At 45.8% G+C, this 13,541-nt stretch carries 13 protein-coding genes; 1 reads left to right on the top strand and 12 read right to left on the bottom strand.

From position 1 onward, the window contains the following. Positions 1-1,095: 1,095 nt before the first annotated feature. The 8 genes from G6Q48_RS20530 to G6Q48_RS20495 form a co-directional block, all read right to left on the bottom strand. Positions 1,096-2,007, bottom strand: a complete 912-nt coding sequence (locus G6Q48_RS20530) for a RepB family plasmid replication initiator protein (protein WP_042847057.1) — start codon at positions 2,005-2,007, stop codon at positions 1,096-1,098. An 875-nt stretch (positions 2,008-2,882) separates the two neighbouring features. Then, positions 2,883-3,029 carry a hypothetical protein gene (locus G6Q48_RS23080; RefSeq protein WP_166268277.1) on the bottom strand — a complete coding sequence of 49 codons (147 nt, stop codon included), beginning with the start codon at positions 3,027-3,029 and terminating at the stop codon, positions 2,883-2,885. A 32-nt stretch (positions 3,030-3,061) separates the two neighbouring features. Continuing rightward, positions 3,062-3,217 carry a hypothetical protein gene (locus tag G6Q48_RS23075; protein WP_166268275.1) on the bottom strand — a complete coding sequence of 52 codons (156 nt, stop codon included), beginning with the start codon at positions 3,215-3,217 and terminating at the stop codon, positions 3,062-3,064. 3 nt (positions 3,218-3,220) lie between these two features. Continuing rightward, on the bottom strand, positions 3,221-3,742 hold the full coding sequence (locus G6Q48_RS22075) for a hypothetical protein (RefSeq protein WP_191901267.1): 522 nt from the start codon (positions 3,740-3,742) through the stop codon (positions 3,221-3,223). A gap of 132 nt (positions 3,743-3,874) precedes the next feature. After that, entirely contained in the window at positions 3,875-4,390 is a 516-nt protein-coding gene (locus tag G6Q48_RS20510) for a hypothetical protein (protein ID WP_042847059.1), read from the bottom strand. A 31-nt stretch (positions 4,391-4,421) separates the two neighbouring features. Next, the gene (locus tag G6Q48_RS23070; RefSeq protein ID WP_042847060.1) at positions 4,422-4,763 is read right to left on the bottom strand and encodes a hypothetical protein; all 342 of its coding nucleotides are present in this window, start codon (positions 4,761-4,763) and stop codon (positions 4,422-4,424) included. Next, positions 4,732-5,115, bottom strand: a complete 384-nt coding sequence (locus G6Q48_RS20500) for a hypothetical protein (protein ID WP_166268273.1) — start codon at positions 5,113-5,115, stop codon at positions 4,732-4,734. The genes G6Q48_RS23070 and G6Q48_RS20500 overlap by 32 nt, the downstream gene beginning before the upstream one ends. Positions 5,116-5,182: 67 nt before the next feature. Further along, complete coding sequence (locus G6Q48_RS20495) at positions 5,183-7,582, bottom strand: phosphoadenosine phosphosulfate reductase domain-containing protein (protein ID WP_166268271.1); 2,400 nt, start codon at positions 7,580-7,582, stop codon at positions 5,183-5,185. Between the two features lie 150 nt (positions 7,583-7,732). Here G6Q48_RS20495 and G6Q48_RS20490 point away from each other — a divergent pair, with 150 nt between their 5' ends. After that, positions 7,733-8,899, top strand: coding sequence for a hypothetical protein (locus G6Q48_RS20490; protein ID WP_166268269.1), 1,167 nt, complete (start codon positions 7,733-7,735; stop codon positions 8,897-8,899). A 269-nt stretch (positions 8,900-9,168) separates the two neighbouring features. Here G6Q48_RS20490 and dnaB read toward each other — a convergent pair whose 3' ends face one another. The 4 genes from dnaB to G6Q48_RS20470 all read right to left on the bottom strand — a co-directional run bounded on the left by dnaB (position 9,169) and on the right by G6Q48_RS20470 (position 12,947). Beyond that, positions 9,169-10,578 (bottom strand): replicative DNA helicase, encoded by a 1,410-nt coding sequence (gene dnaB / locus G6Q48_RS20485; protein ID WP_042847063.1) that lies wholly within the window; start codon positions 10,576-10,578, stop codon positions 9,169-9,171. Between the two features lie 8 nt (positions 10,579-10,586). Next, complete coding sequence (locus G6Q48_RS23065; RefSeq protein ID WP_042847064.1) at positions 10,587-10,949, bottom strand: hypothetical protein; 363 nt, start codon at positions 10,947-10,949, stop codon at positions 10,587-10,589. A gap of 115 nt (positions 10,950-11,064) precedes the next feature. Further along, positions 11,065-12,207 carry a ParB/RepB/Spo0J family partition protein gene (locus G6Q48_RS20475; RefSeq protein ID WP_042847065.1) on the bottom strand — a complete coding sequence of 381 codons (1,143 nt, stop codon included), beginning with the start codon at positions 12,205-12,207 and terminating at the stop codon, positions 11,065-11,067. Between the two features lie 191 nt (positions 12,208-12,398). After that, positions 12,399-12,947 carry a hypothetical protein gene (locus G6Q48_RS20470; protein ID WP_166268267.1) on the bottom strand — a complete coding sequence of 183 codons (549 nt, stop codon included), beginning with the start codon at positions 12,945-12,947 and terminating at the stop codon, positions 12,399-12,401. Between the last annotated feature and the right edge of the window lie 594 nt (positions 12,948-13,541).

Raw genomic sequence — 13,541 nt, 5'->3', positions numbered from 1 at the left:
TACTATCTTTACACGTAGTGAACAGCTGACGAATAGGTCACAGGCGCACAGAAAGACATATTTGAATAGGGATAGAGGGATCTGACCAGCGCATGTTTGCAGGGCGAAACCACCTTCATTCACCTGCATGTTTGCAGGAGGAAACTCCGCCCCATCGTTACGCGTCTGCGGAAAACAGCATACTTGCAAGGGGTAAAATCAGCTCCTACGCTGCATGTTTGCAGGGGAATAGCATATTTGCAGGGGGTAAACTCAGCCCCTCCGCTGCATGTTTGCAGGGGAATAGCATATTTGCAGGGGGTAAACTCAGCCCCCTCCGCTGCATGTTTGCAGGGGAATAGCATATTTGTAGGGGAATAACACTGCCGTTCCGCTGCATCTTTGCACGGGAATAGCATATTTGCAGGGGAATAACACTGCCGTTCCGCTGCATATTTGCAGGGGAATAGCATATTTGCAGGGGAAATTCCCTGCCGTTCCGCTGCATGTTTGCAGGGGAATGCATATTTGCAGGGGGAAACTCCAGCCCCTCCCCTACATGTTTGCAGGGGAAAAGCATATTTGCAGGGGAAATTCACTGCCGTTCCGCTGCATGTTTGCAGGGGAATGCATATTTGCAGGGGGGAAACTCCAGCCCCTCCCCTACATATTTGCAGGGGAAAAGCATATTTGCAGGGGGGAAACTCCAGCCCCTCCCCTACATGTTTGCAGGGGAAATTCACTGCCGTTCCGCTGCATGTTTGCAGGGGAATGCATATTTGCAAGGGGATAAACTCAGCCTACTACTGCATGTTTGCAGGGAAAAGCATATTTGCAGGGGGGATATAACTGCCGTTCCGCTGCATGTTTGCAGGGGAACAGCATATTTGCAAGGGGATATAACTGCCCCTCCGCTGCATGTTTGCAGGGGAACAGCATATTTGCAAGGGGATATAACTGCCCCTTCGCTGCATGTTTGCAAGGGAATAGCATCTTTGCAAGGGGATATAACTGCCCTTCCACGACATGTTTGCAAGGGAACAGCATGTTTGCAGGAGGAAATCACGGTTCCTCAATAACATGTTTGCAGGGGGACGCATACGCCCTGGAATATACTTAATCCAGGTCGGTATTTTTCAACAAATCTGGGTCACGCGAATTGATTGAGAAAAAAACTTGTCGCTTTCCTTTCGACACCCTATAGCCTTCAGTGTACTTGAGGTATTTGACGTCTTCTAATAACTTCATTGCCCTTCTAACCATTTCAAGTTGCTTATAAGGGTCTGAGCGCATATTTAAACGCTTCATCAACCTTTCAAATGAGACTATCTGCACCCTATTCTCACTGTTTGGCAACCCTTCAAGAAAAGCATAGATAGCCTTTGCCACTTCATTTCTTTTGATCGCAGGGAATACCTTCAGCTTCAGAACGCGCTTGTAGTCCATTTTGTACAAGTCACTTAATTTTGGATTGAATTCCAAAATAACTTCGTTTGCAGCTGTATCCACCCTGGAGAAATTCAACAAGTGAGTTGTAGCACTAATCAAATCATCGCCAGTATCTTTGTACACAGATATTGAAGTGGATGTAATTTTTCGAAGTGATTTAGCGACCCTTTCTTTCAGGATTTTGTTAATTTGCCTTGTGTTGTAATCACACATCTTTGCAAAATCACTGAAGGGAAGCACAACTTTATTGTCTACCATTGGATATTCACTGAGTGACTGAATTATTGAAAGCCAGATACGAAAGTCTGTATCCATATCTAATTTAGGCCCAGATATGGTGACTCTGTCATAACCTTCGCTATTAACAATCTCAAGGTTTCTCAGCTCTTCCGAAGCATCCATCACCCTGCTACCAACATTTTTCTTTTCCCTGCTACTAACGGGACTAAAAACACTAAGCCTAAGCAGTGAGATAGGTTGAATCGATCGCGTATCTGTTGATGATATGTAATCAATTTCGCCCGTCGTCTTGTTTTTTACTTCCACAGACAGGCCTAAATCATTAATATCCTTAGCCATAGTTATTCCTAAAATATTATTATTTGTTAACAGGCATTTTGAGCCTTTGCATATTTGCAGGGGGATGTATAACATGTTTGCAGGAGGAAATCAGCATATTTGCAAGGGAAAAATGCATGTTTGTAAGCTGATCTTGCATGTTTGCAAGGGGAAATAACATGTTTGCAAGGGAATTTAACTCTGCAACTGGTTGAAAATAAAATAAAATATCAACCTTAGATCACTTAGTTGTTTTTAGTTATTTAAGATCACAATAGATCCAATTATTAGATCACTCCTGTTAATAACGGGGATAACTTCCTTACCACCCTTCAATTTACTTTAAAAACTCTAAATGTATTTCCATTGGGAAAAATAATTTCAAATCCTACTTTTTCACTCCGCATCTCTATTAAAAACCGATGCCTTTCCGTCCCTAGAAATCAGTGGATTATTCAGTAATAACTCCTTTCCTTCATTCTTGCATAAATCAAAAACCACCTTTAATTGATTGATTTTAAAGATTAACTATAAGGATTTGGTTTCCTTTATTTGTCCACAGCCGGAAGTAACATATACATGTTTGCAGGGGAATGATTTGCATGTTTGCAAGGGAAAATATGCATGTTTGCAGGATGATCTTACATACTTGCAAGGAGAACTTACATATTTGCAGGAGGAAACAGCATGTTTGCGGGGGAAAAATGTTCTATAATACTTTGATAGTATTAATCAATCTCGCCCTTAGATCCCTTAGGTCTTTTTAGATCAGTTATTAGATCAAAAGATCCAATTATTAGATCATCCCTGTGAATAATGGGTATAACTATTTGAAAAGCGGACATCTGGAATGCAATCCGCTTAAAGTTTAAGTAGCCACACGGGATCGAATTTATTTAAAAAGCAATATTTTTTGCCAGACCAAAAACAAAATCATTAGTGAATGTAAAATCACGCCACACCAGGCAACCATCCGCATCACGAATTTCTACCTGAGTTGATGTCTTACTATAACGAATGATCTCAATAGTCTTTCCAGACAAACCACCAGCTCTGATCAATGCTTCTGTAACCTTCAGACCTTCTTGTTGACGAAGGTCATATGCATTTCCGATTCAGTGGAACCCTGTTCAGCACGGGCAATTTGAGCCTCAGCAGAGCGAAACAGGTCAGCCAATTCTTTCCCTTTATTTCGCTCTACACCTGCAAAAACTTCTTCTAAATACGTCATATTTTACCCTTGTGACCAATTTGAAATGATCGTGCTTGTGAAACCAACGATCTCTTTTGAGATCACTTCTTCGGCTTGGAATACTTCGATGCAAATTTCTTTAGAGCCAGAAGCGAGTTCTACCCGACACAATGGAAACGTACCCATAATGTCCCGCTTAAGCTTCGCCAAAAGCTCGCTAAGTGATTTTCCAGGGATCTTTGGAGCTAAGTGAGCAGGAACTGAAACTTGCAGGCAAATCGCCTCAGGGGCGTTACAAGCGCTATCACACATCAAACTCATCGTGCCATAACCGACCAGTGAACGATGATAGAACACCGCTTCACGGGTAGCAGACTCGTGATTGGAGATCAGCGCATAACCATTTTTTTCCAATTCTAGATAGTCGCTATTAGCAATACGCTGAGAGTAGTCCTCACCCCAGGATGCATTATTACGGCCTTCAAAACGGGCATGGTGATAGTGAGACTTTAAAAAAGCATAATGCTCTTCACGGGAAGGCATGGGAATGTGTGAGTAATTCATCAGTGTTTATTCCTTTGCGTATCAGACTTTCAGTATCAAGCCTCCCATGCAGCTGACAAAGGGGTAAACACAACGGAAATCGAAAAACAAATTTAGTTTGTGGAAATGGGTGGGTAATCCCACCCACTGAAATTACTGGCCGACGTTGGTTAACACTTCACGAATGCGATCAATGGTGGTTTGGGCTTTATCATCCCCCACTCCCGCCCCCCTATTGTGAATTTCGGCCGCAATATGACACACTTGGTCAATGACCATTTCAGGAACTGCCTTCACCACACTTTCCGGACGTGCTAATACGAGATTCATTTCGCAAACAGTGACACCAGCACGACGTGCCATAGCTTCACGTTCACCTGCCGCTACACGCAGATCGTCAATCGATTGCAGCATCGCTTCATTATCTGGCTTACACCCCAGTTCATCGGCAATCTCTTTAATGCATTGCGGAAGCACATCGTCTGAGAAGTGCTGAAGCCGGAACTGGATCAGCGCCAGCTGTTCATCCGGTGTTAAGCTCACGCCTGCCCCCCAGAATGAAAGGCGATTTTTCATGTCCACGAGTCGGGCATGGTTGGTCAGAATATTGGCGTTGCGGGTACCATCAACATCAGGCCCAGCATTCGTTTTTTCAGGTGTCGGATTCATGAAAACCTCATTTTCGGAATGGGTGAATTTCTCAACTACAGTTGCACTTCAACATGAGTTGCTGAAATGTCATGTCGGACATTTTCACTACTTTCTCAGGCACTTCAGCACCGAGACTCTTCAAGTGTGCTCTCAGTTCGTCCCGCTCCTTCATCGTTTCAATCAAGAGCCGAGACACCTGTGCTGACCACTCTGGCCGCATGTGGACTGGCGACTCCGGATAATTGTTCCAGTGCGCCATCATGGTTAAAGCCACGCGCAATGTGTCGCGTTCGAAAACCGAGAGTGACTTAACGCAGATCCCCGGAGGGAATTTTTCCGCCTTAATTAATTTAAGATAGTTAATTTGAGGCCGATTGTTTGCCAGGCTCATGATGCCTCCGTAAAAAAGCAGGTTTTGTGATAATAACGTCCACATCCATGCAACGATTGTCCTGACACATTTGCGCCTGACTTTTGTCGTAGAGCATCAACGCGACACGCTCGCCGGGCAGAGGCAGATCTTTTTCTGCCGGGATCTCACCCACTACATCAATACGGACGGTACTTTTGTTACTGTACAGGCTTAACCCGTCACGTTTTTCAATATCGACTCGGTATTCAGCGATGACAGAATCGGTTTTCTCCTGGCTGGGCATCAATTCGAACCCAGCGATCAGAGCGCCCCCTAACACCATAATCAACGCACCATCTAACAACACATCGGTCATATTCGTTTTCATCATTCATATCCTGTATGAATAGTAAACTTCAATACTGACTCAACTTGTACTGCCGACGAAATTAAGCGTTTCACGCTGCCTCCTGAACGAAGCGCTCCATTGTTCTCACCACGAGACGGAAGTGTTTGCTTAGCGCAACAGGGTCCCGCCCAGCCATTTTGGTGATGGGATCGGAGTCATGCTTCAGCATCAAGCCATCATCCAGTCGCCACAGCATCCGCAGATACTCCAGTTTCAGTTGATTGACGATCACTTCTCTCAGATGCTGAGAGAGCCCCTGGCAGCTTGTAATTGCATTACGACGAGTATGTTGATGGTAACGACGAAAAGCGCGCTCAGTGGACGTGCCGGACTTACTCAGCTTCAACGAGCACCAAGCACTGGTATGTCCGATCACGAAAACCGAAAGTGTGTTTTTGGCCCTATTTTTCTCTTGCTGCATGGATAGTTCATCCTCGCGCGTCAAAGATGCACGGATCCATTGACCGGTTGAGGTCTGATTCGCCAAGTGCCACTGCATGGTGAATGCCAGATTAGCCCACCAGCGTAGACGGATGATACTGGCGTTCACTTTGTTGGCGATCAGAAACTGATAGCGTTCCGTCGTTAGTACACGCAGGTCTTTACGAGACGCAATCCCATCCATTGTCTGATGGCCGTTTAAGCCCAGGCTGCGATAAGTTTGGCCGCGCTGCATCATGCGGTTGTACAGTGCTGACTTTCCTTTGCACAGGGAAACTGCACCGAAGCGCAGATAAAATTGAGCAGCACTGCCGGAGGTGTATTGCCCAGCCAATACCGCTTCACGCAGTCGAGGATATTCCTCCCAAATGATGAACTCAGCAGCATCCGCGTCGATGGTCACTTCACTGTCCTCGCTGAAGCTAACCACGCGACGTTTTCCGTTCGGCGTATTGATAATGCGGCTGGCACGCTCATCGTCGGCACCGTTAAAATAGGCCATTTCAGCGATGGGATCAGCCAGGCCATCCATACCGGAATCATTACCAAACTGCCCGACCTTGACCCACAATGCTTTGGGCATAGGGGTCTTTGGGGTGACAGGCATTTCAGGCTCATCTTCCAGTAAGTCGAGCTCACCTTTTGCCCAGACGCGGCGATAGATTTCCAGAGCATGAAACGGTTTTTCGTTAAAATGGTGGAATGACCACATGAAGTCTATATGGATTAACGCAACCTCACTGACAATGCGAAATTGAGGTGACGCCATGCGGCGGTTGTGGGCGGTGTTTTCCAGTTCGCCCGATCGAAGTTTATCGGCTACATCCTCAGCACGCAGCTGCTCAACGTAGTCCATACTGCAACAAACATGCAGCAGGCGCTCCAGGAAGCGCGGTGAATAGACATCAGGCTGAACCTTGATGAAGCCTCCAGCATACAAGGTGCGACCCACAGGATGCCTATCTTCCCACGCATTGCGACGCTTGGACAAAAATCTCTGAATACGGTTGAGCCCAGCCATGTAACCGTGGCGATCGTCATCAGAACGCAGAAGGTTTTCCATTGATTTATCGAGACCGACCGCCTGGCAAGCCCAACATCCAAACCGGCTCCCACAGGCTTCACTGGATTTTTTCTCAGAACCCGACCAAACACATTCCCCTGTTGCGGCCTTGTAGAGCTCAGCGGTGTCGTTGTTGCTGTCCAGGTAGCTCGGCAGCAGATACTTAGAAGCGCTTCCGGCGCTTAGCAGAAACTCCCACACGTCGCCCTGTAACCAATGCCTGATGGGGTACAATTCGCCGCCTTCTTTTGTGATCTTAACCTGACTCGCATTCCCGCCTTTTAAGGCGATGTTTTTGGCTCGGATAACGCCCTCTGCATCGCGGCTTCCCAGCAGCAAACAGACGCGTTTACCCACGGATTTTGGCAGGCTTTTCACGTATGCCGTTTTGGCGCGTTTGGCCGCAAAAATCTTCAAGTCGTTGGAGCACTGACGCACTGAGCTGTTGGTGAACGTGGGCAAGCCACGCCCCGTCAGTATCCGCCCCGTCCAGCTGGAGGTGAGCCCCGGTTTTGCGAGAACAATAGACAGCGGCAGGTTTTCTTGATCGATGAACTTTTCAAGCGCAGCCAGTTTCTGATCGGCGAGCCAGCGTATCTCAGGGGTTTCAATGCCAGTATCGGTATGCAAAAGGTAATGGTGTTGGCTAATAGGAATTCCCGCGCGAACAGCGCGCACCAACGCCATGAGGAATAAGTGCAGGACAATTTCGGAGTCTTTACCGCTACTCCAGGCGAGGGAGATCGTCCAATTATCAGCAAGGGCTTGGTAGATAGAAGCTGTGCCATTATGGATGAGATCAGCCATGCTGACTCCACGACTGGCATCACGATAGTTCAGGTCGGCATCTTCCTTCAGTGTTTGCCATACGGCCTGCCACTTATCCGCTTTTAAGACTGATATGGAAGGTAGTTCCGGATTTTTAAAGTTGAAGGAATGCTGCATAAATCACCTGTTATTTGTTTTGTTTACAGGATATTTTCTCATGAGGCAGACAGCTGACGAAGTAATGAGCGCTAAAAACAATTCTTTAGCTAGATAATTAAATTTATAATATTCTGTGATAAATTAGACTAAAACCTAAAAGGTTATCTCATGTGGCAAATTGAACTGGAAAGTATAATTAAGAAATTGGATTCAGATTACGAAATTGCGAAGGAGGAAACATTATGCTGTTCAGGGGCAGCTTATTGTGCTTTTGAAGCAAATACAGAAACCTTCAAATATGCAATTGGTTTTATAGAAAGATTTTTTTCGAATAGCAAATTCTTCACCTACATCCTAACATCCTATGAAAATCAAGAAATAATTAATCAGTATATTTCTAATGATGAAAGTAAAGACATTTCATTCGTAATTAAAGGGGCTGACATTTATAATAATTGTAACTGCCTACGCAGCCACCGAAATATTATTAGCCTTAGCTTTATCAATGAGCATAAAGAAAAAACAAAATGGAAATGCCATCATGGCGGCTCTTATGCATCTTGGTTGAGTGGTGCGCACGAAAGAATTGATGTAGCAACATATAACTTGCAACAAATAAAGTTAATTAAAAACAAACTTGAGTTATTTGATTTTATAGAAAAACGATATTACTATCCGAATGAAACATCAAGTGTTAATGATAATAAAATAACACAACATAAAGACAATTATAAGTATTACCATATTTTAGATAGTATTATAAAACAATTCAATAGGGATAAACCGAACGATCTAACAGAAAGAAATGTCGATATCGAATCAATTTCTCAGGAATACAATGCCAATGGAGTGAAGCTAAAACTGGTTGACGCACAGTTTGCCCGGTATAGCTTGTTATCTATTAATGAGTTTACTAACATAGAAAACGACGGTCCGTTTGGTGCTGTGTTTGACAGTCGAATAAATAAGAAATTGCAAATTAATACTTCTCCAAAGTTATTAAATATATTTAAAGAGTTGATCTCCTGTAACTATTTAAAAAATCTAGCATTAAAGCCAATGGGTATCATTGACGTAGGTTTCGGATTGGAATCTATAGAACGAGGCGCCCCTCTTGGTGCATCAATAAAAATGCTACCTTCATTATCTTGTTTTTATGGTGTGATATATAATGATAAATTAATAGTTTCACACAACAAAGAAAAGCAAGAAATAACATTTGAAGAATTAAGGGATGATTACAATCTATTGGATGACGGCTGCGTTGTTACTCAAGTTATTCACATTAAATATTTTATAGTCAAGAATGTGGAGAATACTTCATTGAGCATCTAGATCATGAGTATATTTTATATGATTCATCTGAATATACATTAAAAGAGGAAAAACCTGAACAAAAAGGCAGTGTAGATAAAATAAAAACATTTAAAATTGACAACTCGAAAATTCCTTTTTTCTATAAGCATAAAGGTAATTACTTGCTACTCATAATTCTTGAGCTATATTTTATGAATAAAGAATTATTGCGAGAGTATTTTGAAGAAGTAAATAAGAACAAATAGATAAGTTTAAAAAAAGCCAGAATACCCTGGCTTTGGTAACATTCAATATTCTTCAAACTGTGGTCCGGTGTAGTTGTCAAATCGCGACCACTGGCCGTTGAAGGCCAAACGAACCGAGCCGATAGGCCCGTTACGCTGCTTACCCAGGATAATTTCGGCTACCCCTTTGTGCTCGCTATTCTCGTTGTAGACCTCGTCACGGTAGATGAACATGATGAGGTCCGCATCTTGCTCTATCGAACCCGACTCGCGCAGATCCGAGTTTACGGGTCGTTTATCTGCTCGTTGCTCCAGTGAGCGGTTAAGCTGCGATAAGGCCACCACGGGTACCTGTAGTTCCTTCGCAAGCGCCTTCAAAGAGCGGGATATTTCTGCTATTTCCTGTGTTCGGTTGTCTTTCAACGCCGGAACCCGCATCAACTGAAGGTAGTCCACCATGATCAGGCTCAAACCACCGTTTTCACGAAACACTCGCCGTGCCCGCGATCGCAATTCAGTCGGAGTTAGGCCGCTGCTGTCGTCGATATAGACGTTTCGTTTTTCCAGCAAAATGCCCATCGTGCTTGAAATACGAGCCCAATCTTCGTCATCCAGTTGGCCCGTCCTGATTTTGGTCTGGTCAACGCGGGACATGGAAGCCAGCATACGCATCATGATTTGTTCACCTGGCATCTCCAGGCTGAAAATCATCACAGGCTTGTCCTGTGTCATCGCTGCGTTCTCACAGATGTTCATCGCAAAGGTGGTTTTACCCATTGAAGGGCGCGCTGCGACGATGATCAGGTCGGACTTTTGGAGTCCGGCTGTCTTTTTGTTCAGATCGGTGTAACCCGTATCGACGCCTGTCACCCCGTCATGCGGTGTTTGGTACAGCTGCTCGATGCGCGTTACAGTTTTCTCCAGAATGGCATCAATGCCCATCGGCCCGCTGTCTTTATTAGTTCGAGCCTCTGCAATCTGGAACACACGGCTTTCGGCCAGGTCCAGTAATTCAGCACTATTCCGACCCTGGGGATCGTAACCCGCATCCGCAATATCATTGGCCGCAGTGATCATTTCCCTCACTACGGCACGCTCACGCACGATGTCGGCGTAGGCTGTGATGTTAGCGGCGCTTGGGGTATTTTTCGACAGTTCGGCCAGATAGGCAAAGCCACCGACCAAGTCAAGCTGGTTGTGTTGCTCCAGTGCTTCAGCAAGTGTGATCAGGTCAATCGGTCGGCTTGATTCCACCAGCCGTTGCATCATGGTAAAAATACTTTTGTGGGCACGGGTAAAGAAATCCCCTTCCACAACACGTTCGCTCACCAAATCCCAGCGTTCATTGTCCAGCATCAGACCGCCAAGAACGGATTGCTCCGCTTCAAGTGAATGGGGAGGCATTCGAAGACCAGCCAGACGCATATCTTGTTCAGTGGCGATCGTGGACGAACGTTGATTTTTCTCTTTCATCACCGGCCTCACAGCGTGTTTCGTTGCGCGATTTGGCGTTCACATTCAGCCGCCAAGGACGGGTAATGCTGTGCAATTGCAGAATACAGTTGCTGGCTCATGCAAGAGGCTTCACGTTCCTGCCCAGAGCTACGATACGCATTTTCTTTATCGTGATCGTAGTTGCTGAGCAGCTGTCGAACGTAATTCACTTTTATGCGAGCCAGAAACGCGTCGGTGTTTTTGCCTTTTCGGCGAATGGAATGGCCTTTCCCCAGCGCGCGCGGCTTACAGCCTCGGCTTTCATAGTGGGAGATAGCTAACGTTTCCAAGGAAGCGTCATCAATGACGCGGATGGTGATTTTAGGCAGGATAGGCAGTGCGTGATCCATAAAACCTCCGAGCTGCCGTGACGTTATTTTTTTATTGAACGGCACGGGCGGTGTAGTGAAGTGAGATAAAAAAGGCCGGAGAACCGGCCTAATCTTGCGAAGACAGCGCGTTGGTTTATGCCTCAGCGTCGCCCTCGCCTTCACCGTCATGAGCCTCAGTGGCTTCTTCATTGCCTTCGTTTTCAGCCTCAGCAGCTTCTTTCGCCGCCTGTTCGGCTTCCTCTTCCAGCTTGGCCGCTTCTACATCGCTCAGCGCTGCCATCAGCTGGCGGGCAACTTCAGGGGACAGACGCAGCACCACTTCTTCCGGCACGGTCTCAGCGATTTCAATCTGGTTTTCGTGCTCAGCCGTTGGTGCGGGAGGGATCTGCGAGCGCAGCTGATCCAACGTCGGCAACAGGCTTTCGAAGGTTTTGCGCACGACTTTTGGTTTCACCTTGGCTTTCTTCGGCGAAGACACATAGCGCGCGGTGACGCGGTTTTTACCTGCTTGCTCGGCTTTAGCCAGAGAAGCCATCAGGATGTCGAAAGCGTCACGGTCGGTGCCTTGGCAATCAGTGATCACGTCAATCGCAACATCACCGGACACTTTATCGTCTCGTACCAATTTTTTAATGCGCTCTTCGGCTTTAGCCAGGATCAGGCTGCGACGAACGGTTACGCCGGACAGACCCAGACGACGAGCGATAGAGTCGATTTCGTGGCCCCAATCAACCAGACGGCGGAAACCTTCAGCGCGCTCAATCATCTTCAGGTGCTTGGTGTTGGCGCTTTCGATCATGTTGAAGACTTCTTCGTCCTTACCGCCTTCGAACTCTTCAATGATCAGCTTTTCAAATACTGCACCTTCAGCGATAGCGGCCATCAGGCCGGTGAAGCGGTGGTGACCGTCGATGATTTTCAGGCGAGTCACACCGTTCACAACAACCACTTTAACGCGGATAGCCGGGACGCTGCTCGGGTGGTTCAGGTAGGCGTTCTTGAACATCTCTGCGCGCTCTACATCAACCTCACGCAGGTTCAGGCCTTCTTCAACGTACAACCATGAGACGCTGACCGCGTACACGTTGTTTCGACCAACGTTCAGCTCTTCAAACAGCGCGCTGTTTGCAGCTGTTTTGCGCTCTTTGGATACGAAGTCGCTCAGACCACGCAGCGTGGATGGGGCCTTGTCCATCTGACGCATGATAGCGCCCAGATTGCCCATCAGCTCGTTGTCACGGGAAGCTTGGAAGATTTGTTGTACGTTGATAGTCATGATAGTTACTCCGCAAATTGTTATTGGTTGTTTACGTGTTTGTGCTTACTTCTGAATCCAGTTAAACACGGCGTGTACCGGTGACGAATAGCAAATGCGGAAAAAAATAGTCTTTTTTCGATTGTTTTTTTATCGATGGGAAATGGGCGTAAAAAAAGCCAGTATTGCTGGCCTTTGGTTGGAGAGTTCCGTTACTGTGAGTTGGCTTTCGCTTCCGTCATGATTTTGTTCATTGCAGCGGCAAGCTGCTCGCTTTCACCTTCGGTGTAATCCGGCCAAGGAACGAAAGGACGATTTGTTTTGTTCAGCAAAGAGAAACCTGTAGGGCACCGCCATTGCATTGGAGTCGTTTGACCTTCAGTGAAGTTAACCAACATCAGTTCTTGCTCGCAAGTGACATCTTTCACACCACCGATCTCAATCAGGCGGGTGCTCATTATCCCAAAATGTTCATCTGCAAACTTCAAGTGGTCATAGGCCGCAAATGTGCTGTAAAGGCCGACCCACAGAAGGATCTGGATATTAAGGATAGTGCCTATCTGTCCGAGAGTTTTTTCTTTCATGGCTTTGCGTAATAAAAGCGCGGCACCAAACAGCAAGTACAGGCCACCAGCCAGGAAAAGCCATACAGGTAAATTGGAGCCTGATTGGTCCACCTGTTCAGAGCCTGCATCCATCAATGATTTGATGAATGGAGCAAGGAGCAAGAAGAAAGCCGGAACATAGAATAGCCAAGTCAATTTTACTTGTCCGATAGCTGCTATACGTTTTTCCTTGTCAAGGCTCGCTTCTTCTAGCACAACTTTCATTGTTTTTGCGAAGGAAAATATCGCTGCGATCATAAATAGGACCGTCATTATTAAATACATTTACTCTCCAAAACTCAGGAATACATACTTTGAAGCAATGGTACAATGTTAATAATTAAAATAGTAATTAATTCAGTCGCAAATTGAGGGGCATTTTCAGGTAACGGTAAATGAACTGCCACCCTTCCCCGTGTGGTGTACGGTAATCCAGGCGCGGTAGATGCTGCTTTGCATCGTGTTGATTATAGTTTTTCGATGCAGTATTGAATTGGAAAAAATGCGCGAGCTCATGCGCTACCAGCGCCCGAAGATGGTCTAGTCGGTTAATGGAATAAAATGAGCCAATTTCCTTATCCTTGCAAACATGCGCGTACTCGTGAAAGTAGCATGCAAACATGCGCAGGCCGTATATTTCGACCAAATCCGTCTCGAAGATGAGTAACCAGTACTGAAAGGTTAGGTGCTAATATAGTACCTAACCTTTATTTTCAATGTGTTATGTGAATATTCGCGTGCTGATGGTAA

This window comes from Providencia sp. M-27 (assembly GCF_011077905.1).
Taxonomy (GTDB): domain Bacteria; phylum Pseudomonadota; class Gammaproteobacteria; order Enterobacterales; family Enterobacteriaceae; genus Providencia; species Providencia huaxiensis.
Note: the sequence above shows the minus strand (reverse complement) of the source record. Positions and strands in the feature narration are given on the sequence as shown.

What these genes read in the sequence shown, in the direction of transcription:
- G6Q48_RS23075 (WP_166268275.1), bottom strand. Translation starts at nt 3,217, where the DNA reads ATGACGTATTTAGAAGAAGTTTTTGCAGGTGTAGAGCGAAATAAAGGG.
- G6Q48_RS20475 (WP_042847065.1), bottom strand. Translation starts at nt 12,207, where the DNA reads ATGACTATCAACGTACAACAAATCTTCCAAGCTTCCCGTGACAACGAG.
- G6Q48_RS20495 (WP_166268271.1), bottom strand. Translation starts at nt 7,582, where the DNA reads ATGCAGCATTCCTTCAACTTTAAAAATCCGGAACTACCTTCCATATCA.
- G6Q48_RS20500 (WP_166268273.1), bottom strand. Translation starts at nt 5,115, where the DNA reads ATGATGAAAACGAATATGACCGATGTGTTGTTAGATGGTGCGTTGATT.
- G6Q48_RS23070 (WP_042847060.1), bottom strand. Translation starts at nt 4,763, where the DNA reads ATGAGCCTGGCAAACAATCGGCCTCAAATTAACTATCTTAAATTAATT.
- G6Q48_RS23065 (WP_042847064.1), bottom strand. Translation starts at nt 10,949, where the DNA reads ATGGATCACGCACTGCCTATCCTGCCTAAAATCACCATCCGCGTCATT.
- G6Q48_RS20490 (WP_166268269.1), top strand. Translation starts at nt 7,733, where the DNA reads ATGTGGCAAATTGAACTGGAAAGTATAATTAAGAAATTGGATTCAGAT.
- G6Q48_RS22075 (WP_191901267.1), bottom strand. Translation starts at nt 3,742, where the DNA reads ATGAATTACTCACACATTCCCATGCCTTCCCGTGAAGAGCATTATGCT.
- dnaB (WP_042847063.1), bottom strand. Translation starts at nt 10,578, where the DNA reads ATGAAAGAGAAAAATCAACGTTCGTCCACGATCGCCACTGAACAAGAT.
- G6Q48_RS20510 (WP_042847059.1), bottom strand. Translation starts at nt 4,390, where the DNA reads ATGAATCCGACACCTGAAAAAACGAATGCTGGGCCTGATGTTGATGGT.
- G6Q48_RS20530 (WP_042847057.1), bottom strand. Translation starts at nt 2,007, where the DNA reads ATGGCTAAGGATATTAATGATTTAGGCCTGTCTGTGGAAGTAAAAAAC.